This window comes from Streptomyces flaveus (assembly GCF_014647675.1).
Classification (GTDB): domain Bacteria; phylum Actinomycetota; class Actinomycetes; order Streptomycetales; family Streptomycetaceae; genus Streptomyces; species Streptomyces flaveus.
Map to the genome: position 1 here is coordinate 52,298 of NZ_BMPQ01000003.1, position 21,243 is coordinate 73,540.

Sequence of the window (21,243 nt, forward strand, 5' to 3'; positions counted from 1 at the left end):
GGCGGTTACCGGGGCGGCGGCGGTGCCGTGCTGTCGCGTACCACCAGTCGTGTCGGGACGAGCGTGGTGCCGTGTTCGGTTTCGTCGTGCCGCATCTGCCGCAGCACCCCTTCCACGCACAGCCGCCCCACCTCGGCGAAGTCCTGGTGAACGGTGGTCAAGGGAGGCAGAAAGGACCCGGCCTCGGCGATGTCGTCGAAGCCGATGACGCTGACGTCCTCCGGTACCTTCCGGCCCTGTTCGTGCAGGGCACGCAGCAGGCCGAGCGCCATCTGGTCGTTGGCGGCGAAGATCGCCGTGCAGTCCTTCTGGCGGGCCAGTTCGAGCCCGGCGCGGTAGCCGGACTCGGCCGACCAGTCGCCCCGTACGAGAGGCGGGGTGGGGCGTCCGGCCTCGGTGAGTTCGGTGCGCCAGGCCTGGGCGCGGCGCTCCGCCGCGTACGACTCCTCGGGGCCGGCCAGGTGCCAGACCGTGTAGTGGCCGAGGTCCAGGAGGTGGCGTACGGCGGTGCGGCTGCCGCCTGCCTGGTCGCTGTCGACCACGGTGTAGCGGTCGTCGGCGTCCGAGTCGGCCACGACGATGTGGACGTGCGGTGGCAGGGAGAGGGTCACCGCGTCCAGCAGGTGCACCTCCAGGATGACGATGACGGCGTCGACGGCCAGTTCCCCCAGGCGGGAGAACGCGCCGCGGACCTCGTTCTGGGTGGGGAGGGCCACGGGCAGGAGTGTGACGGCGTAGCCCTCGTGGGCCGCGGAGGTGGCGATCGCCTCCAGGGTGCGGACGTTGCCCGTGGTGGCCAGGCCGAAGGTGATGACCCCTATGGTGCGGAACTCGCCGCGTTTGAGTGCGCGTGCGGCGCTGTTGGGGCGGTAGCCCAGTTCCTCCATCGCCGCGAGCACCTGGCGGCGGGTCTCCTCGGTCACGCCTTCATAACCATTGGAAACGCGGGAGACCGTCTGTGAGGAGACGCCGGCCAGCCGGGCGACATCCGCCATGGAAGCGCTCTGTGCGCGACGACCTGCTCTTGTTCTGGTACGCACTCGTGCCCGGGGCGCCGGCGCACCGTCCGCAGTGTCCACCCGTCTCCCTTGTCGCTCGGGGCGCAGTTTCCGCTGCCGACCCTTGACCGTCGTCATCGGGGCAGTGTAGACATTCCGCCATCAGATGTTTACGTAAACATAACAGCCCATGGACCCTCGCAAAGAGGAATGTTTACGCAAACATCTTCGGCGGCGCACAACGCCGGTTCCGGGATGGATTGAACGAGGAACGACATGACGACGCTAGAACCGCCGGTGGCCGCGGACCGGCCCCCTGGCCCCCGGCCCCCGGCAAAACGGAACCGCCGCTCCTGGAAGGGGTGGGGGTTCATCGGCCCCTTCGTGGCGGTCTTCGCCCTCGTCTTCCTGGCCCCCATCGCCTACTCGATCTACCTCAGCCTCTTCCGGGACCAGCTGATCGGCGGCAACCAGTTCGTCGGCCTGGACAACTACACCCAGGCCATCGAGGACGACCGGTTCTGGGACTCCCTCATACGGGTCTCGCTCTTCCTCGTCGTCCAGGTGCCGATCATGCTCGGCATCGCCCTGCTGATCGCGCTCGCCCTGGACAGCGGACGGCTGTACGGCAAGGACTTCTTCCGGATCACGATCTTCCTGCCGTACGCGGTGCCCGCCGTGGTCGCCACCCTGATGTGGGGCTTCATGTACGGCACCCGCTACGGCCTGGTGGGCGACATCAACGAAGCCTTCGGTGTCACGCTGCCCGACCCGCTCTCGACCGACCTGGTCCTGGCGTCGATCGGCAACATCGTCACCTGGGAGTTCGTCGGCTACAACATGCTGATCTTCTACTCCGCGCTGCGGGTCATCCCGCACTCCCTCTACGAGGCCGCGGAGATCGACGGCGCCGGACAGTTCCGCGTCATCACCGCCATCAAGCTCCCCGCCATCCGCGGTGCCCTCGTCATCGCGACGATCTTCTCGATCATCGGCAGCTTCCAGCTCTTCAACGAGCCGAACATCCTGCGGCAGTTGGCGCGCAACGCCATCACCACGGACTACACGCCGAACTTCTACACGTACTCGCTGTCCTTCAACGGCCAGCAGCAGAACTACTCTGCGGCGGTCGCCATCATCATGGGGCTGATCACCATGGTGATCGCCTACATCGTGCAGCTTCGCGGCATGCGCAAGGGAGCGTGACCCGATGAGCACCCCTCTCACCGCCGCCGCCAAGACCCCGGCCGCTCCGGCCGCAGGCTCCGGCAAGGGCACCCCCCGGCTGCGTACGCCCGGCAAGAAGCACACCCCCGGGCGCCCCAAGCGCAGTGTTCTGCTGACCGTGCTCACCGGCCTGATGCTGCTCTACACCGTGGTGCCGTTGATCTGGCTGGTCATCAGCGCCACCAAGACCCAGGAAGGTCTTGCCGACTCCTCCGGGCTGTGGTTCGCCGACGACTTCGCCCTGTGGTCCAACATCAGCGACACGTTCACGTACAACGACGGCATCTTCACCCGCTGGCTGCTGAACACCCTGCTGTACGTCGTCCTCGGGGCCGGCGGCGCCACCTTCCTGGCGATCCTGGGCGGCTACGCGCTGGCGAAGTTCGACTTCCCCGGCAAGCGCGCTGTCTTCGCCACGGTCATCGGCGCGGTCGCGGTCCCGGGTACGGCTCTCGCGGTGCCGACCTTCCTGATGTTCAGCAAGATGGGGCTGACCGACACCCCGTGGGCGGTGATCCTGCCCTCGCTCGTCTCGCCCTTCGGCCTGTACCTGATGTGGGTGTTCGCCACCGAGGCCATCCCCGTCGAACTCCTTGAGGCCGCCCGGGTCGACGGAGCGAGCGAGGCGCGCACCTTCTTCCAGGTCGCCCTGCCGCTGCTCGCCCCCGGCATCGTGACCGTCCTGCTGTTCACCACGGTCGCGACCTGGAACAACTACTTCCTGCCGCTGATCATGCTCAAGGACCCGGACTGGTATCCGCTGACCCTGGGGCTGAGCGCCTGGAACTCCCAGGCAGAGACGATCGGCGGTGACGTGATCTTCAACCTGGTGATCACCGGTTCGCTGCTCACCATCGTGCCGCTGATCGCCGCGTTCCTGCTGCTGCAGAAGTACTGGCAGTCCGGGCTCGCCGCCGGAAGCGTCAAGGAATAGGGGGACCCATCAGAAGCCCCCTGACCCTCCCCGAAGGCCCCACGCCCCCACACAACGTCAAAACCCTCACCCTGTCCCACCCACGAAGAAGTGGAAGCACCTCCATGCGCAGAACCACAAGCCGCCTGATGCGCGGCATAGCAGTCCTCTCCGTCCTCGCCCTCGGCGCGACCGCCTGCGGCGGCTCCGACGACAGCGCCGGCGGGGAGCCGGTCTCCGGCGACGACATCACGGCGGCCCTGGAGAAGGGCGGCACGGTCACGGTCTGGGCCTGGGAGCCGACGCTCAAGACGGTCGCCGCCGACTTCGAGAAGAAGTACCCCAAGGTCAAGATCAACCTCGTCGCCGAGCGGTCCGGCGACAAGCACTACACCGCCCTGACGAACGCCATCTCGGCCGAGAAGGGCGTCCCCGACGTCGCGCAGGTCGAGTACTTCGCGCTGAGCCAGTACGCCCTCACCAAGGGCCTCTCCGACCTGGCCCCCTTCGGCGCCGACAAGCTCAAGGACAAGTACACCCCCGGCCCGTGGAACGCCGTGAACGAGGGTGACGCCGTCTACGGCCTGCCGATGGACTCCGGCCCCATGGCGATGTTCTACAACAAGGCGGTCTTCGACAAGCACAAGGTCGCGGTCCCGACCACCTGGGACGAGTACGTGGACGCGGCCCGCAAGCTGCACAAGGCCGACCCGAAGGTCTTCATCGCCGCCGACGCCGGTGACGCGGGCTTCACCACCAGCGCGCTGTGGCAGGCCGGTTCGCGTCCCTACAAGGTCGACGGCACCAATGTGAAGGTCGACTTCTCCGACGCCAAGGCCAAGAAGTACACCGACACCTGGCAGCCGCTCATCGACGAGAAGCTCGTCGCGCCCATCGCCGGCTGGACCGACGACTGGTACAAGGGCCTGGGCGACGGCACCCTCGCCACCCTGGTCACCGGCGCCTGGATGCCCGCCAACTTCGTCACCGGCGTGCCGCAGGCCTCCGGCGACTGGCGCGCGGCCCCGATGCCTGCCTGGACCAAGGGCGACAAGGCCAGCGCGGAGAACGGCGGCAGCTCCCTGGCCCTGCCCACGCTGGGCAAGAACAAGGAACTCGCCTACGCCTTCGCCGAGTACGCGAACTCCGGCGACGGCGTGCAGACCCGCATCGACGAGGGCGCCTTCCCGGCGACCAAGGCGGAGCTGGAGTCCCCGGAGTTCCAGAGCAAGGAGTTCGAGTACTTCGGCGGTCAGAAGGCCAACGAGATCTTCGCCGAGTCCGCGGCCAACGTGGCCGACGACTGGTCGTACCTGCCCTTCCAGCAGTACGCCAACTCGATCTTCAACGACACCGTCGGCAAGGCGTACGTCTCGGACACCAAGCTCTCCGAGGGCCTGAAGACCTGGCAGGACGCCTCCATCAAGTACGGCAAGGAGCAGGGCTTCACCGTCGAGTAGTCGAGGTACGCCCTCACGTCGCCGCCCGTGCGACAGCGCTCCGCTGAGGGTGCAGTGATTCGGCTGCGGGTCGGTGGGGGCTGGTCGCGCAGTTCCCCGCGCCCCTAAAGGAAGGCCTGCGGCCTCCTTAGGGGCGCGGTACGCACCGGACTTCACCAAGGCTGCTCAGCCGAGGTACGCCCCCCCGCCGCCCCGTGCGACACACCGGAAGGACCGCCATGATCTCCACCCTCCTGTCCCAGCTGCACGGGCCGGACGGTGACCCCACCCCACGCCTCGTGTACGGCGCCGACTACAACCCCGAGCAGTGGCCTCGTGAGGTGTGGGAGGAGGACGTACGGCTGATGCGTGAGGCCGGCGTCAACCTGGTCTCCGTGGGGATCTTCTCCTGGGCCCGCATCCAGCCGGCCCAGGACGAGTGGGACTTCGGGTGGCTCGACGAGATCATGGACCTGCTGCACGCGGGCGGCATCGGGGTCGACCTCGCCACCGCCACCGCGTCCCCGCCGCCCTGGCTCACCACGGCGCACCCGGAGATCCTTCCGGTGACCGCCTCCGGTGAGACGGTGTGGCCGGGGGCGCGGCAGCACTGGCGGCCCACCTCGCCGGTGTTCCGGAAGTACGCACTTCACCTGGTGCGGAAGATGGCCGAGCGTTACGTCGGCCATCCCGCCCTGGTGGCCTGGCACATCTCCAACGAGCTGGGCTGCCACAACATCTACGACTACTCGGACGACGCCGCCCGTGCCTTCCGCGACTGGCTGCGCGCCCGCTACACCACGCTCGACGCCCTCAACCACGCCTGGGGTACGGCCTTCTGGTCCCAGCGCTACAGCGAGTGGGAGCAGATCCTGCCGCCCCGGCTGACCGCCTCCCACCCGAACCCGACCCAGCAGCTGGACTTCAAGCGCTTCTCCTCCGACGCGCTGAAGGAGTATCTGCGCGCGGAACGGGACGTACTGCGGGAGATCACCCCCGACGTGCCCATCACCACCAACTTCATGGTGATGAACGGCACCAAGGGCATGAACTACCCGGACTGGGCGGGCGAGATCGACTTCGTCTCCAACGACCACTACGTCCACCCCGGCCCCCAGGACCGCGACGAGCTGTCCTTCTCCGCCAACCTGACCGGCGGCATCGCGGGCGGACGCCCCTGGTTCCTCATGGAGCACTCCACCAGCGCCGTCAACTGGCAGCCCGTCAACGTCGCGAAGCGCCCCGGTGACCTGGCCCGCGACTCGCTGCTGCACGTCGCGCACGGCGCCGACGCCGTCTGCTACTTCCAGTGGCGGCAGTCGGCGGCCGGCGCCGAGAAGTACCACTCCGCGATGGTGCCGCACGCCGGTGAGGACAGTGACCTCTTCCGCGCGGTGGTGGCCCTCGGCGACACCCTCAAGACCCTGGCCCCCGTCGCCGGGAGCGAGCGCGAACCTGCCCCGGTGGGCATCCTCTTCGACTGGGACTCGTGGTGGGCGAGCGAACAGGACTCCCACCCCACCTCCCTGCTCGACTACCGCCAGGAAGCGCTCGACTGGTACTCCGCGCTCCTCGCCCTCGGCATCCGTGCCGACCTCATCACCAGCCGCACCGACCTCGACCGCCACCGGGTGCTGATCGCGCCGGTGCTCCACGTCGTCCCCGCCGAACTCGCCAAGGAGCTCACGCGGTACGTCGAGAGCGGCGGCCACCTGGTCACCACGTACTTCTCCGGAGTCGTCGACGAGAACGACCACATCTGGCTCGGCGGCTACCCGGGCGCCCTGCGCGAGCTGCTCGGCATCCGCATCGAGGAGTTCGGGCCCCTGCTCGAAGGCGAGACCGTAGACCTGGACGGCGTCGGCACGGGCTCCCTGTGGACCGACCGGATCACCGTCACCGACCCGGAGGCGGAGGTCCTGGCCCACTACCGCACGGGTGCGTATGCCGACCGGCCCGCTGTGACCCGCCGGTCCACGGGCAGCGGTTCGGCCGTGTACGTCTCCACCCGGCTCGGTGTCGAAGGGCTCACCGCCCTGCTGCCGCGGCTGCTCGCCCCGGCCGGCGTCGAGAGCGAACTGCCCGCCGCCGCACGCGGGTCGGTCGAGCAGACCGTACGCCGCGGCACCGACGCCCGCTTCCTGTTCCTGGTCAACCGGACCGACTCGGCAGTGCCGCTGACCGGCCTCACCGGAGAGGTCCTGCACGGCACCACCGACGCCGACGGCGATCTCGTACTGGAACCCAGGGGCGTCGCCGTACTACGGCAACCCACCACCTGACCCCCGCACTTGGACTTCCTCGGACAGCACCGCACCCGTCCGAGGGCCATCCCTCCTGCCCGACGGGTGGGAGGTCAACCGCAGCTACCACCACCGCAGTTGGGAGCACACGACACGATGGCACGCCGCACCCGCAACAGACGGCTCCTCGGAGCCGCCGGCCTCACCGCCCTGGCCACCGGGGCCGCCCTGCTCTCCGCCCCGTCGTCCACGGCACAGGTCCCGGAGGCGGACACCCCCTCCGTCACCGTCCGGCCCGACCCGTCCTACAAGCACGACAAGTTCGAGGGCTGGGGCACCAGCCTGGTCTGGTTCGCGAACGCCACCGGCGACTATCCGCCGGCGGTACGGGAGAAGCTGGCGAAGCTTCTCTTCGACGACTCCGGTCTCGCGCTGAACATCGCGCGCTACAACATCGGCGGCGGCAACGCCCCGGACGTCAAGGACTACCTGCGCGCCGGCGGTGCCGTGGAGGGCTGGTGGAAGGCCCCGGCGGGCACCACCCGCGAGGACACCGACTGGTGGAGCGCCGAGGACAAGAACGACTGGAACCCGAAGGCCGACGCCACCCAGCGCTGGTGGGTGGACCGGATCAAGAAGGACATCACCCACTGGGAGACGTTCAGCAACTCGCCGCCCTGGTTCATGACCGAGAGCGGCTACGTCTCCGGCGGCTTCGACTCCAAGACCGACCAGCTGAAGCCCGAGTCGATCGACGACTTCGCCAAGTACCTGGTGGGCGCCACCGAGCGCCTCGAGAAGGCCCACAAGATCGACGTCGACACCCTCGACCCGTTCAACGAGCCGAACACCGACTACTGGGGCACCAAGCTGGGACCCGACGGCGAGCCCGTAGGCGGCCGTCAGGAAGGCGCCCACATGGGCCCCGAACTCCAGCAGAAGGTGCTCCGCGCGCTGGCCCCGGTCCTGGACAAGTCCCGTACCGACGCGGAGATCTCCGCGATGGACGAGACCAACCCGAGCACCTTCACGCAGAACTGGCTCAGCTACCCGCAGGAGGTGCGCGACCTCGTCGACCAGATGAACGTCCACACCTACGGCACCGGCGGCCGCACCAGCGCGCGCGACCTCGCCAAGGCCGAGGACAAGCCGCTGTGGATGAGCGAGGTCGAGGGCGACTGGGGCGACGGCCAGAGCTTCACGGACATGCGTCCGGGCCTGGGCCTGGCCCAGCGCATCGTCGACGACCTGCGTGAACTGGAGCCCAGCGCCTGGGTGTTCTGGCAGCCGGTCGAGGACTACGACAACATGAAGCCCGGCGGCGAGTCCGCGAAGGGCGGCAACTGGGGCTCCATCCAGCTCCCGTTCAGCTGCACCTCCGAGGACACCCTCGAGTCGTGCCCGATCTACACCAACACGAAGTTCGACACCGCCCGGAACTTCACGCACTACATCAAGCCCGGTGACCGGCTGATCCAGGTGAACGACACCTCCAGCGCCGCCGCCGTCTCCAAGAAGGGCGACAGGGCGAGCGTCGTCCACGTCAACAGCACCACCGGCGCCCGTACGGTCACCGTCGACCTGTCGAAGTTCGGCAAGATCAGCCGCCACGCCAGCGTCACCCCCGTGGTGACCAGCGCCGACAACAAGCTCGAGCGGCACAAGCGCATCAAGGTCAGCGACGGCAAGGCCACCTTCACCGTGCCCGCCCAGTCGGTGACCTCCTTCGTCATCAAGGGCGTGTCCGGTGTCGCCAAGGACGCCGCGCTGCTCCAGAAGGGCCACACCTACAAGCTGACCGGCGTGCAGAGCAACAAGGCACTGACCGTCGCCGGCAACGGCACCAACCTGGTCATCAGGTCGGCCGCCACGGGCACGGCCAACGCCGGCCAGCAGTGGCAGCTGCAGCAGATCAGCGGTGACACGGACAACCGGCAGCGGTACGTGTTCACCAACCCCGTGGAGGGCAAGCGCCTCGCCGTCCGTGACGGCGCCCCGATCGTGGAGCCCGACAAGGGCGGACGTGACAAGGCCACCCAGTGGATCATGTCCACGACCGGTGACGGCACCTTCACCCTCGTCAACGCAGCCACCGGCCGCCTCCTGGAGGTCGGCGGACAGGCCACCAACGAGGGCGCGGCCGTGACGCTGTGGACGCCCAACTCCGGCTCCAACCAGCGCTGGAGGGTCACGGACGTGACCGACTGATCCACTCGCACATGTGTGTGGGGCGTGACGCCTCCGGTCCGGCGGCCGGAGGCGTCACGTTTTTCTGCCGTACTGGTGCGGTTGTAGGTCTCATGGCCGAGGGCCCCTGGGACGTAAATCCCATGTACGGGGCGCGGGCCGGTTGAGAGCATGACTGCCATGCTCAGAGCCGCCGTAGAGAGACCCGTGTCCCGTCGTTCCGCGCCGCCCGCCTGGGTGGTGGTGGCGCTCGCCTGCGCGGGCCAGTTCCTCGTCGTGCTCGACATCTCCGTGGTCAACGTGGCCCTGCCCTCGATGCGGGCCGACCTGGCGCTGAGCGCGACGGGACTCCAGTGGGTCGTCAACGCGTACACGATCGCCTTCGCCGGATTCATGCTGCTCGGCGGGCGGGCCGGGGACCTGTACGGGCGCAAGCGGATGTTCCTGATCGGGCTCGCCCTCTTCACGCTCGCCTCGCTCGGCGGCGGGCTCGCCCAGGCGGAGTGGCAGCTGCTGCTCGCGCGGGCCGTGCAGGGGCTGGGCGCGGCGGTACTCGCGCCCTCGACGCTGACGATCCTGACGTCGGCCGTACCGGAAGGGGCGGCACGCGCCCGTGCCATCGCGACCTGGACGGCTGTCGGCGCGGGCGGCGGCGCGGCGGGCGGGCTCGTCGGTGGGTTGCTGGTCGAGGGGCTGTCCTGGCGATGGGTGCTGCTGATCAACGTGCCCGTCGGCGCCGTCGTCCTGGCCGGCGCCCTGCGGTGGCTCCCCGAGAGCCGGGCCGGTGACGGGCGGCGGCTGGATCTGCCGGGGGCGCTGCTGGTCACGGCTGGCCTCGCGACCCTCGCGTACGGAATCGTGCAGACGGAGGCCGAGGGCTGGACCTCGTCCGCGGCCGTCGCCCCGCTGCTTGCCGGGGTCGCGCTGATCGGGCTGTTCCTGCTGGTCGAGGCGCGGACGAAGGCGCCGCTGATGCCGCTGAAGCTGTTCCGTATACGGTCGGTGTCGTCGGCGAACGTGGCGATGTTCCTGTGCGGCGCGGCCATGTTCTGCATGTGGTTCTTCATGACGCTGTACGCCCAGAACGTGCTCGGCTATACGCCTCTGGAGGCCGGCCTCGCGCTGATGCCCAGCTCGCTCGCGGTGGTGCTGGGCGCGAAGCTTGCGCCGCGTCTCATGCGGGTCGTCGGGGCGCGCCATGTCGCGGTGTTCGGGACCCTGGTGGCCGCCGTCGGGTTCGGCTGGCAGTCGACGATGAGCGCGGACGGTACGTACCTCACCGCGATCATGTTCCCCGGGATCCTGATGATGCTCGGCGCCGGACTGGCGGCGACGCCGCTCGGCTCGCTGGCCACGTCGGGGGCGGCGCCGGGGGACGCCGGACTGGTCTCGGGCCTCGTCAACACCTCGCGCACGATGGGCGGTTCGCTCGGCCTCTCGGTGATGTCGACGATCGCGGCGGCGCGGACCGGGGCCGACACGTCGGCCCCGGCACTGACGGAGGGGTACGCGCTGGCCTTCCGTACGGGGATGGGGTTGCTGCTCGGCGGCGCGGTACTGATGCTGCTGTGGCTGCCACGGCGCTCCGCTGGTTAGGTGGTTCGAAAGCTGCGGGTTCGTTGTGCCCGCGGCCCTAACCCGGCCAGGGGGTGGGGGGTGACAGTCGTTTCGCGGCTGCGGGCGCGTTGTGGCTGGTCGCGCAGTTCCCCGCGCCCCTTAGAGGCCTGCGGCCTCCTTCGGGGCGCTGGTCGCGCCCGCGTGGCGGAGCCGCACATCGATACAGCCCTGCGCCCCTTAGAGGCCTGCGGCCTCCTCGGGGCGCGGGGTCTCAGAGCCAGCCCTGCTGGCGTGCCTCCCGCATCGCCTCCATGCGGTTGCGGGTGCCCGTTTTGCCGATCGCGGAGGAGAGGTAGTTGCGGACCGTGGACTCGGAGAGGTGGAGTCTGGTGGCGATGTCGGCGACGGTCGAGCCGTCGGCGGAGGCCTTCAGTACGTCGCATTCGCGAGCCGTGAGCGGACTCGGTCCCGCGCTCAACGCGGCCGCGGCGAGCGCCGGATCGATCACCGTCTCGCCGGTCAGTACCCGTCGGATGGAGGCGGCCAGCTCCTCCACGGGCCCGTCCTTCACCAGGAACCCCGCGGCGCCCGCCTCCATGGCCCGCCGCAGATACCCGGGGCGGCCGAAGGTGGTGAGGATCAGCACCCGGCAGTCGGGGACCTCGTCCCGCAACCGCGCGGCGGCGTCGAGCCCGCTGATCCCCGGCAACTCGATGTCCAGCAACGCGACATCGGGCCGCGACTCCAGCGCCGCGTCCACGATCACGTCACCCGCCGCCACCTGCGCGACCACCTCGATGTCGTCCTCAAGCCCGAGCAGTAAAGCGAGGGCGCCCCGCATCATCCCCTGGTCCTCGGCGAGCAGCACGCGGATGGACTTGGCGGGACGGTGGTCCCGGGGCATCTCGTTCACGGCCCAAGCGTAGGCCGGGCGGACGCACTCCGATCAGGGCCCTTCAGGCCGCCGTCCCCGGCAGCTTCAGCACACGCGCCCCCTCCGAAACGTCCGCCGGGACCCCCGCCTCACCCAACTCCGCCGTCTCCACCGGCAGTTCCGCCGTCACCACGAAGCCGCCCCGCGGACCGGGCCCCGCCTCCAGTGAGCCGCCCGCCACCGCGAGGCGTTCCGTGAGGCCCTTGAGCCCGGTGCCGCCGATGCCGGGGATCGACGGGGGCGGGTCGGACGCGGGAAGCGCACCGCGGCCGTCGTCCGAGATGCGGACGCGGACGCGTTCCGCGGCGACCTCGACCGCGATCTCGCAGCGGGTCGCGCCACTGTGGCGTACGGCGTTGGTGACGGCCTCGCGGATCACCCAGCCCAGCAGCGCTTCCGTCTGGGCGGCGAGCGGCGGGCCCGACTGGCGTACGACCGGTTCGATACCGGCCGCCTGCAACGCCGAGCGGGCCCGGTCGAGTTCGGTGGCCAGGCTGCCCTCGCGGTAGCCGGTCACCGCCTCGCGGATCTCCGTGAGCGCCTGGCGGCCCACCGACTCGATGTCCCCGACCTGGACCAGCGCCGCGTCCAGGTCGCGGTGGATCAGACGACGGACCGCCTCCGACTTCACCACGATCACGGAGAGGGTGTGGCCGAGCAGATCGTGCAGGTCGCGGGAGAAGCGGAGCCGTTCCTCCTCGACCGCGCGGCGGGCCAACTCCTCGCGGGCGGCGCGGAGTTCACGTACGGCCTCGGAGAGGGAGAGGATCGCCGCGGTCACCATGGTGGAGAGGAAGGTGCCGTACGCGACGTTCACCGCACCCCAGCCGTCCCGGACCGCGGCCGTGGCCCCCGCGAGCAGGGTCAGGCCGACGCCGACCCTGCCGAGCCACGGGCCCCGTACGATCGCGCCCGTCGCCAGGCCGAGCAGCGGGAAGAAGAGCAGCCAACTGCCGCCGTAGACGATGGCCAGCGTGCAGGTCACCACGCCCAGCGCGATCAGCATCAGGCGGGTGGAGCGGGCCTCGCGTGCCTCCTTCGAGAAGGCGCGGAACACCAGCGCGATGTAGAGGGAGTTGAAGGCCACCAGGCCGATGCCGCCGATCCAGGGGTTCGGGGTCTTGCCCTGGAACAGGTTGGAGAAGGAGCCCAGGCCCATCAGGAGCCAGGGGAGGAGGGCGAAGCCGCTGGGCGGCGGGCCTAGTTCCTCCGGCGGCCGGCCGGTCTTCTTCCGGTCGGTCTTCTTCTGGGCCCGGGCCCGCTCACAGCCCTCGGCGTGCCGCAAGGCCAGCCAGTAATTGACCCTGGTCATCCAGGACATGCCCTGCCCCCGCTCAAACGGTTCCAGACAGATTCAGACGGTTCGCGCGGTCCTGCGGTACGAAGTAACAGCGTACGAGCCGAAGGCCAGCAGCCAGAGGCTCAGCACCAGTACCGTCCCCAGGGTCGGCGCATGCCCGTCGGCGACCGCCGTGCCGAGCTGCGCGAACCGGTTCGTCGGTGTGTACGCGGACAGCGAGCGCAGCCACTCCGGGAAGAGAGCGAGCGGGAACCACAGGCCGCCGACGACGGCCAGCACCAGGTTGCAGGCCATGTTCGCGACCCCGGTCGTCTGCGCGGTCAGCCGGTAGCCGTTGCCCAGACCGAGCAGCGTGAACGGGATCGAGCCCAGCCACAGCAGCAGCGCGATCGCCGCCCACTTCCACAGATCCAGCCGTACGCCGTTGACGAGCCCGCCCGCCGCCAGCACCGCGACGAGTGCGGGCAGCACCGTCACCGCCCCGGTCAGCGCCCGGCCGATCACGACCTGGCGCGGAGTCATCGGCGTGATCCGCAGCTGCCGCAGCCAGCCGGTCGACCTGTCCTCGGCGACGCCAGCACCGGTGTTCAGGGCCGAGTTCATCGCCCCGTACGCGGCCATGCCGACCATCGAGGCGGTCTTCCAGCCGCTGTCGTCGCCGTCACCGAGGTTGGTGAACAGCAGGTACATCGCCACCGGCATGGCGACGCCACCGATCACGAAACCGGTGTCGCGCAGCGTCCGGCGTACTTCGAGCCGCAGGTACTCCCACACCACGCCAGTCACCGCCATCACACCCTTTCCAGTACGTTCGACGAGCCCGACGTCAGCGCCAGGAACGCGTCGTCCAGCGACGCGGGCGCCACCTCCAGGCCCCGTACGGCACCCATCCCGGCGAGCGCGATCACCGTCGCGTCCGAGTCCTCCGTACGCAGCCGCGCCCGGTCCCCGCGCACCTCCACCGACACCACACCGGGCAGCAGGGTCAGGCCCTCCGTGGAGCGGCCCGCCAGGTCGAAGACGACCAGGTTGCCGCCCGCCGACCGCCTGAGCTGCTCACCGCTGCCGTCGGCGACGATGCGGCCCCGGTCGATGACCACGATCCGGTCGGCATTTGCGTCCGCCTCCTCCAGATAGTGGGTGGAGAACAGGACGGTGTGGCCGCGCCGCGCGTACGCCCGCATCGAGTCCCAGAAGGCGTACCGCGCCTCGACATCGAGGGCGGCGGTGGGTTCGTCGAGCACGATCAGCGCGGGGTTCCCGATGAGCGCGACCGCGAACCGCACCCGCTGCGTCTGGCCCCCGGAGAGCCTGTCGACGCGCCGCCCGGCCAGCTCGGCGATGCCCGCGAGCTCCAGTGCCTCGGCGACAGGCATCGGCGCCGGATACGTACGGGCGACGAATCCGACCAGCTCGCCCACGGTCACCCGCGGTACCGGCCGGCCGTCCTGCAGCATGGCGCCCACCCGGCCCGCGCGTGCGGCCTCTTCCGGCGCCGCGCCGAAGAGCCGTACGACACCCTCGTCGGGCTCGTTCAGGCCGAGGAGCAGCGAGATCGCGGTGGACTTTCCGGCGCCGTTGCGGCCGAGCAGCGCGACGGTCTCGCCGCCCGCCATCTCCAGATCGATCCCGTCCACGGCGCGTACCGAGCCGAAGGTCTTGACCGCCCCCGTGAAGGACACGGCTTGATGCGTCGTCCCAGTCGTTTTCTTCATGAGTACGACGCTACGAATCCGGGGGCCGGACGCGGCAGATGCGCTTGTACGCACTCGAGCGGGACAAATGTCACTGCCCGCTCCCCACGGCCCCATAGCCCATAGCCCATAGCCCTGGGCAGCTCATCTGACATAGCGTCAGGAGTCTTCACAAGTGCTGGGAGCTGGGCTATACAGAGGGTCGCCGTACTGGAACGCGTTCTAGAACGGGCGGGTTCCGCGGCCCGAGGTCGACCTCGGTGCGTCCGACGGTGCGGACGGCCGCACCGAGGTCTTCTCCGCCGAAGATCCGCCAGCAGTCAGGAGCCGCATGCCCATCGACCCCGCCAAGGCCCTCGCCGCCGAGCCCCGGACCGGCGAGATCACCTGGAACCACAAGGACGTCCAGCTCTACCACCTGGGAATCGGCGCGGGCGTCCCGGCGACCGACCCCGACGAGCTGCGCTACACCCTCGAGTCCAGGCTGCACGTCCTGCCGAGCTTCGCGACCGTCGCGGGCGCGGGCTCCCCGGGCGTGATCGGCGGACTGTCCATGCCGGGCGTCGAGGTCGACCTCGCACACGTGCTGCACGGCGGCCAGAGCATCGAGCTGCACCGCCCGATTCCCGCCGAGGGCAAGGCTGTTGCCACCGCACGGATCGCGGCCGTGTACGACAAGGGCAAGGCCGCCATCCTCGTCATGCGCACCGAAGTCGCCGACGACGAGGGCCCGTTGTGGACGAACGACGCCCAGATCTTCGTACGCGGGGAAGGCGGCTTCGGCGGCGAACGAGGCCCCTCCACCCGCCTCGACCCGCCGACAGGCGACCCGAGCCGGGAAGTCGAGCGTCACGTCCGCGAGGACCAGGCCCTGCTCTACCGCCTCTCCGGCGACTGGAACCCGCTGCACGCCGACCCGGAGTTCGCCAAGCGCGCCGGGTTCGACCGGCCGATCCTGCACGGGCTGTGCACGTACGGGATCACGCTCAAGGCGGTCGTCGACACGCTGCTCGGCGGCGATGTGGCACGGGTCCGCTCCTACAGCACGCGCTTCGCCGGGGTCGTCTTCCCCGGTGAGACCCTCCGCATCCGCATGTGGCAGGACGGCCAAGGCGGCCAGGACGGCAGGGTCCGGGTGACGGTGACGGCGGTCGAGCGTGACGACGCGCCGGTGCTGGCCGACACCATCGTCGAACACTCTTGAACTCCTGAGGGGAGCCGCACCATGCGGGCAGCCGTACTGCACGAGATCGGCCAGGACAAGCTGGAGGTCCTCGACGACATCGAGGTGGCAGGCTTCGGCCCCGGCCGGGTGAAGATCCGGGTACGGGCCACCGGACTGTGTCACTCGGACCTCTCGGCGATGTCCGGGGTCCTGCCGCAGCCGGGGCCGTTCGTGCCCGGGCACGAGGGGGCGGGCGAGATCCTCGACGTCGGCGAAGGCGTCACGAACGTCAAACCCGGCGACCGCGTCGTCGTCTGCTGGCTGCCCGCCTGCGGCGCCTGCCCCGCCTGCAAGCGCGGCCAGACCGAGCTGTGCCTGGCCGGGTTCATGAACGCGGGCACGCCCAACTTCAAGCGCCCCGCAGGAGATGTCTTCGGCATGGCGGGCACCGGCACCTTCACCGAGGAGGTCGTGGTCGACGCGGGCTGCGCCGTGCCCATCCCGGACGACGTGCCCTTCGACATCGCGGCCCTCATCGGCTGCGGGGTCACCACGGGACTCGGCGCCGCCCTCAACACCGCCGATGTGGAAGCCGGTTCGTCGGTCGTGGTCATCGGCTGCGGCGGCGTCGGCATCTCCGCGATCCAGGGCGCTCGGCTCAAGGGCGCCGCCGAGATCGTCGCCGTCGACCCGGTGGCCTCACGCCGCGAGTCCGCGCTGAAGTTCGGCGCCACCAGGGCCGTATCACCGGACGAACTCCCCGACACCAAGCAGTCGTTGACCGCGGGCGAGGGCTTCGACTACGTCTTCGAGGTGGTCGGCAAGTCCGCCACAGCCCGCACCGCGTACGAGAACACCCGCCGCGGCGGCACGCTGGTCGTCGTCGGCGCAGGCGCCATGGACGACTTCCTGCAGCTCAGCATGTTCGAGCTGTTCTTCGACGAGAAGCGGATCCTGCCGAGCATGTACGGCGGCGGGGACGTCCTGCGTTCGTACGAGCGGACCATCGCGCTGTGGCGTGCCGGACGCATCGACCTGGAGGGGCTGATCACCCACCGGGTGCCGCTGAGCGAGATCAACGAGGCGCTGGACCAGATGCGTACGGGGGTCGCGCTCCGCACGTGCATCGAGATCTGACCCAGGTGTATTCGCGGAAATGTGACACATCGGGGTCGATGTGTCACATTCCGCCGACCGATCACCGATACCGATGGCTGAAGGGGCCTTGATGTCACTGCCACTTGAAGGGCGAGCCGCGATCGTCACCGGTGCGGGCCGCGGGCTCGGCCGGGCGGAGGCGCTGGAACTCGCCCGCCCCGGCGCCGCCGTCGTCGTCAACGACTTCGGCCAGCCGGGGCGGGACGGTTCCGGCGACGCCTCGGCCGGGCCCGCCGAGGAGGTCGCGGACGAGATCCGTCAGACCGGCGGCCGAGCGGTCGCCCACACCGGTGACGTGGCCGACCACCAACAGGCCCAGGGACTGATCGAGTTGGCGGTCGCCACGTTCGGGCAGCTGGACATCCTCGTCAACAACGCGGGCATCCTGCGCGACAAGATGGTCTTCTCGATGTCCGAGGAGGAGTGGGACTCCGTCATCCGCGTCCACCTGAAGGGCCACTTCAACACGACCCACTTCGCTTCCGCGCACTGGCGCAACCGCTCCAAGGCGACGGGCGCGCCGGTGTACGGACGCATCGTCAACACCTCCTCCGAGGCCTTCCTCGCGGGCTCCGCAGGCCAGCCCAACTACGCGGCGGCCAAAGGCGGAATCGTTGGCCTCACCACTTCCACGGCACTGGCCCTCGCAAAGTACGGCGTCACCGCGAACGTGATCTGTCCGCGCGCCCGCACCCGGATGACAGCGGACGTCTTCGCCGGTTCCGGGGAGTCGACCGACGGCCTCGACCCGCTCGCCCCCGAGCATGTCGCCCCACTGGTCGGCTACCTGGCCTCACCCGCCGCCGCACGCATCAACGGCCAACTCCTCGTAGTCCACGGCGGCATGGTCGCAATAGTCGAACGCCCCCAAGTGTCAGCCAAGTTCGACACCAAACAGGACGCTTTCACCTACGACGAACTGGACACGCACCTCACCCCGCACTACGCGGAACGCCCCCCGAACGAAACGTTCGCAGCAACGGAGGTACTGGGCCTCAAGCACGAAACGCTCACCTGATGCCTCCGGCGGTTGGGCGGGTGGGTTCGTTTTTGGGTGCGGGTGTGTGGGTGGCTGGTCGCGCCGTTCCCCGCGCCCCTTGGGTGGGTGGTGGGTGCGGGGTTGTGGGCCGGTGCGTCAGCCCGTCGCAGGGCGGGCATACGGCCCTGGGCTGGTACAGGGTGCGGGTTCTCCGAGACCGGAGCTAAGCGACGGGCATACGACGCACCGGCCCACGACCCCTCCCGCCGGAGGGAGGCTGCGGGTCGTTGGGGGTACGGGCTTCCCCGGGGCGAGGGAAGGCGCAGGCTTTTGCTTTTAGGGGCGCGGGGAACTGCGCGACCAGCCACAGACGGCCCGCAGTCGCCAACGGACTGAACCCACCACCCCCGTAGGCACCCCTGCTCAACCGCCGGAGGCAGCACGTCGCCCGGCAAAAGCACTAGAAAGCTTCCGCACGCTCAACGGCGCCTGTTGCAAGGGCACAGGACGCCCCGACGAGGGCAACCCGTCGTCAGGTTCCGCCTCCACAGGCGCCACCACCCGCGAAACCCCACACGGCAACGTCCCCGTCGCGTACGGCAGCCGAAGCACCCCATCCCTGGTCCACAGCCCGGCCCCCGTCAACCACCCTACGGGCGCGGCCAGTTGGTGCACCTGTCGCTCAACGGGCCGCCACACCCCCAGCCAACTGCCCCCGCGCCCGCCCCCGCCATCGATCCGCAACGCCACCGCGCAGTACTCCGGCATCAGCATCTGCCCCGGCTGGATGGCGAAAGGCGTCGCCGTGTGGCCGGCCAACCGCAGCGAGTCCGGAAAGCGCACCGGCAGCGTGCTCCCCAACACGCCCCACCCAAGCCGATCCCGCCCCGGCGACGCCGCGTCCGAGCGGATCAGCAGCAGCCCGCTGTCGGCGTCCGCGAGCAGCAACCGGTCGTTGCTCTCCTCAGCGATCTGGAGAAGCGGCGACACCTCGCCGCCACGCTCCAGGTCGACCACCACCGTCTTGGTCCGGCCGTCCAACTCCCGGTCCAGGGCGAGCAGTCGGTCCCCGCCGGACAGCCACACCCCGCCCGAGCAGCGACCCGGCACCGTGGCGAGACGCTCGGGCCCGAAGGCGCCGCCCGCCACCAGCCACACGGAGGTGGAACCGAGGCCCACGGCAACGGCGTACGCCCGAAGGCCGCCCGGTGCGGGTGGCAGCAACCGCAACTCCGTTGTCCCGTCCCGGCATTCCACCGCGCCCAGCGGCACCTCGCCCGTCCCCGGCCCTGTGGGATACAGCAGCGCGAACGTGTGCCGCCCCTGAGGCACCCGGTGGATGAGCACCCGCCCGTCCGCCATCGGCTGCACCTCCGTGCCGGGCTTCTCCGGCCGCTCGCCCGGCAGCGGCACGGCGTACGGCTCGGGGCCGTCCAGGGTCCAGCGCTCCGGGAACCAGGAGTCGCCGCGCGGGGCGAGGCGGGCCGCGTAGGACCCGTCAGTGGTGATCACGCATCCTGCCCGCGTCTCGTTCTCAGCGGCGGATTCGATGGCACAGGCCGTCATCGTCTGGGTCACCTCCGGCCATGAAGGTAGTTTTCGTACGTACAGACGGAGCATCGACTGGCGGACGCTTCACACATACGGGTGGCAATGTCGCGATTCGCCTGATGAAACGGGGGCAGGTGTGCTGGCCGGGATCCGACGGTTCAAGGTGAGGCTCACCTGAACATGACCTCGGGCTCGGGGGCACCGCGGCGGACAAGGTACTGGACGACCTGCGCGGTTACCTCGTGAAGTGAGCCGGCGCCGACGGGGCACGCGGGAGAGGCGAGTAGCCTTTCTTACGTGCCCCGTCTGTCTGAAGTCATCGCCGCGCTCGAATCCCTCTGGCCCCCCGAGAGGGCAGAGGACTGGGACGCGGTCGGCACGGTCTGCGGAGACCCGGACGGCGAGGTCACGCGCGTACTGTTCGCCGTCGACCCGGTCCAGGAGATCGTGGACGAGGCTGTGAAGCTGGGCGCTGACCTGCTGGTCACCCACCATCCGCTCTACCTGCGCGGTACGACGACGGTGGCGGCCTCGACCTTCAAGGGCCGCGTGGTCCACACCCTCATCAAGAACGACATCGCGCTGCACGTCGCCCACACGAACGCCGACCGTGCGGATCCGGGCGTCAGCGACGCTCTCGCGGGTGCGCTGGACATCCGGGTCGTACGGCCCCTCGTGCCGGACCCGACCGACCCCGAGGGCCGCCGGGGCCTCGGCAGGGTCTGCGAGCTGGACCATCCGCTGACCGTCCGCGAACTCGCCGCGCGCGCCGCCGAGCGGCTGCCCGCCACGGCGCAGGGCATCCGGGTCGCGGGCGACGCGGAGGCGCTCGTACGGACCGTGGCGGTGAGCGGCGGATCCGGAGACAGCCTCTTCGACGACGTACGCGCCGCCGGTGCCGACGCCTTCCTCACCGCGGACCTGCGCCACCACCCGGCGTCAGAGGCCCGCGCCCACAGTCCTCTCGCGCTGCTCGACGCGGCGCACTGGGCCACCGAATGGCCCTGGTGCGAGCTGGCCGCCTCCCAGCTCGACGAGATTTCCGACCGGAACGGATGGGGACTTCGTGTCCACGTATCCAAGACGGTCACCGACCCCTGGACGACCCACGCGGCGTCCAACCCGACGAACACCCCTGGAGCCCCCAACTGAACGCCGAGCCCGCCGACCAGATCCGACTTCTCGACGTCCAGGCCCTCGACGTACGCCTTCAGCAGCTGGCGCACAAGCGGAAGTCGCTGCCCGAGCACGCCGAGATCGAATCGCTGAACAAGGACCTCACCCAGCTGCGTGACCTGCTCGTCGCCGCGCAGACCGAGGAGAGCGACTGCACCCGCGAGCAGACGAAGGCCGAGCAGGACGTCGACCAGGTGCGCCAGCGCGCCGCCCGCGACCAGCAGCGCCTGGACTCCGGCGCCGTCACGTCCCCCAAGGACCTGGAGAACCTCCAGCACGAGATCGCCTCGCTCGCCAAGCGGCAGGGCGACCTGGAGGACGTGGTCCTGGAGATCATGGAGCGCCGCGAGTCCGCGCAGGAGCGGGTGGCCGAGCTGACCGGGCGGGTCACCTCCGTCCAGTCGAAGACCGACGACGCGATGGCGCGGCGGGACGCGGCCACGGAGTCCCTCGACAGCGAGATCGCGACGGCGACGAAGGAACGCGAGGTCATCGCGGCCTCGGTCCCCGCCGACCTGCTGAAGCTCTACGACAAGCTCCGCGCGCAGCAGGGCGGCGTCGGCGCGGCCCGCCTCTACCAGCGCCGCTGCGAGGGCTGCCGCCTGGAGCTCAACATCACCGAGGTGAACGAGGTGAAGGCGGCGGCACGGGACGCGGTGCTGCGCTGCGAGAACTGCCGCCGGATTCTGGTCCGTACGTCCGAGTCGGGGCTGTAGGGGCCG

The 21,243-nt window shown here is 69.9% G+C and carries 17 protein-coding genes; 11 read left to right on the forward strand and 6 right to left on the reverse strand.

All coding sequences use genetic code 11. From position 1 onward, the window contains the following. Positions 1-5 precede the first annotated feature (5 nt). On the reverse strand, positions 6-995 hold the full coding sequence (locus tag IEZ21_RS06970; protein WP_189321003.1) for a LacI family DNA-binding transcriptional regulator: 990 nt from the start codon (positions 993-995) through the stop codon (positions 6-8). 279 nt (positions 996-1,274) lie between these two features. On the opposite strand from IEZ21_RS06970, the gene IEZ21_RS06975 reads away from it, so the two are divergent. From IEZ21_RS06975 to IEZ21_RS07000, 6 genes are all read left to right on the forward strand, one after another. Further along, complete coding sequence (locus IEZ21_RS06975; RefSeq protein ID WP_033324526.1) at positions 1,275-2,204, forward strand: carbohydrate ABC transporter permease; 930 nt, start codon at positions 1,275-1,277, stop codon at positions 2,202-2,204. Between the two features lie 4 nt (positions 2,205-2,208). Further along, complete coding sequence (locus tag IEZ21_RS06980) at positions 2,209-3,159, forward strand: carbohydrate ABC transporter permease (protein WP_033324525.1); 951 nt, start codon at positions 2,209-2,211, stop codon at positions 3,157-3,159. Between the two features lie 104 nt (positions 3,160-3,263). Further along, positions 3,264-4,598, forward strand: a complete 1,335-nt coding sequence (locus tag IEZ21_RS06985) for an ABC transporter substrate-binding protein (RefSeq protein ID WP_189321004.1) — start codon at positions 3,264-3,266, stop codon at positions 4,596-4,598. Between the two features lie 218 nt (positions 4,599-4,816). Next, positions 4,817-6,859 carry a beta-galactosidase gene (locus IEZ21_RS06990; protein ID WP_189321005.1) on the forward strand — a complete coding sequence of 681 codons (2,043 nt, stop codon included), beginning with the start codon at positions 4,817-4,819 and terminating at the stop codon, positions 6,857-6,859. 117 nt (positions 6,860-6,976) lie between these two features. Next, positions 6,977-9,028, forward strand: coding sequence for an RICIN domain-containing protein (locus IEZ21_RS06995; protein WP_189321006.1), 2,052 nt, complete (start codon positions 6,977-6,979; stop codon positions 9,026-9,028). A 150-nt stretch (positions 9,029-9,178) separates the two neighbouring features. Continuing rightward, a complete protein-coding gene (locus tag IEZ21_RS07000; RefSeq protein ID WP_189321007.1) occupies positions 9,179-10,603 on the forward strand; it encodes a DHA2 family efflux MFS transporter permease subunit in 1,425 nt (474 codons plus the stop codon). Between the two features lie 232 nt (positions 10,604-10,835). Here the strand turns inward: IEZ21_RS07000 and IEZ21_RS07005 are convergent, their stop codons facing one another. The 4 genes from IEZ21_RS07005 to IEZ21_RS07020 are packed head-to-tail and all read right to left on the reverse strand — an operon-like array spanning position 10,836 to position 14,513. Beyond that, positions 10,836-11,468 carry a response regulator transcription factor gene (locus IEZ21_RS07005; RefSeq protein WP_033324582.1) on the reverse strand — a complete coding sequence of 211 codons (633 nt, stop codon included), beginning with the start codon at positions 11,466-11,468 and terminating at the stop codon, positions 10,836-10,838. Positions 11,469-11,520: 52 nt separating this feature from the next. After that, on the reverse strand, positions 11,521-12,819 hold the full coding sequence (locus IEZ21_RS07010) for a sensor histidine kinase (RefSeq protein ID WP_189321008.1): 1,299 nt from the start codon (positions 12,817-12,819) through the stop codon (positions 11,521-11,523). Positions 12,820-12,852: 33 nt separating this feature from the next. Next, positions 12,853-13,572 (reverse strand): ABC transporter permease, encoded by a 720-nt coding sequence (locus IEZ21_RS07015; RefSeq protein WP_189321383.1) that lies wholly within the window; start codon positions 13,570-13,572, stop codon positions 12,853-12,855. 17 nt (positions 13,573-13,589) lie between these two features. Further along, positions 13,590-14,513 (reverse strand): ABC transporter ATP-binding protein, encoded by a 924-nt coding sequence (locus tag IEZ21_RS07020; RefSeq protein ID WP_189321009.1) that lies wholly within the window; start codon positions 14,511-14,513, stop codon positions 13,590-13,592. 310 nt (positions 14,514-14,823) lie between these two features. Here IEZ21_RS07020 and chsH3 point away from each other — a divergent pair, with 310 nt between their 5' ends. The 3 genes from chsH3 (at position 14,824) to IEZ21_RS07035 (ending at position 17,833) form a co-directional block, all read left to right on the forward strand. After that, a complete protein-coding gene (chsH3, locus tag IEZ21_RS07025; RefSeq protein ID WP_189321010.1) occupies positions 14,824-15,696 on the forward strand; it encodes an enoyl-CoA hydratase ChsH3 in 873 nt (290 codons plus the stop codon). A gap of 21 nt (positions 15,697-15,717) precedes the next feature. Then, positions 15,718-16,794, forward strand: coding sequence for a Zn-dependent alcohol dehydrogenase (locus IEZ21_RS07030; protein WP_189321011.1), 1,077 nt, complete (start codon positions 15,718-15,720; stop codon positions 16,792-16,794). 91 nt (positions 16,795-16,885) lie between these two features. Beyond that, entirely contained in the window at positions 16,886-17,833 is a 948-nt protein-coding gene (locus IEZ21_RS07035; RefSeq protein WP_189321012.1) for a 3-oxoacyl-ACP reductase, read from the forward strand. Positions 17,834-18,217: 384 nt separating this feature from the next. Here IEZ21_RS07035 and IEZ21_RS07040 read toward each other — a convergent pair whose 3' ends face one another. After that, entirely contained in the window at positions 18,218-19,360 is a 1,143-nt protein-coding gene (locus tag IEZ21_RS07040) for a hypothetical protein (protein WP_189321013.1), read from the reverse strand. Positions 19,361-19,642: 282 nt separating this feature from the next. On the opposite strand from IEZ21_RS07040, the gene IEZ21_RS07045 reads away from it, so the two are divergent. Together IEZ21_RS07045 and IEZ21_RS07050 are read left to right on the forward strand one after the other, a co-directional pair. Next, positions 19,643-20,497: a Nif3-like dinuclear metal center hexameric protein gene (locus IEZ21_RS07045; protein WP_189321014.1), complete on the forward strand. Its 855-nt coding sequence runs from the start codon at positions 19,643-19,645 to the stop codon at positions 20,495-20,497. After that, positions 20,494-21,237, forward strand: coding sequence for a zinc ribbon domain-containing protein (locus tag IEZ21_RS07050; RefSeq protein WP_189321384.1), 744 nt, complete (start codon positions 20,494-20,496; stop codon positions 21,235-21,237). Before IEZ21_RS07045 ends, IEZ21_RS07050 begins: the two co-directional genes overlap by 4 nt. The last annotated feature ends 6 nt before the right edge of the window (positions 21,238-21,243 follow it).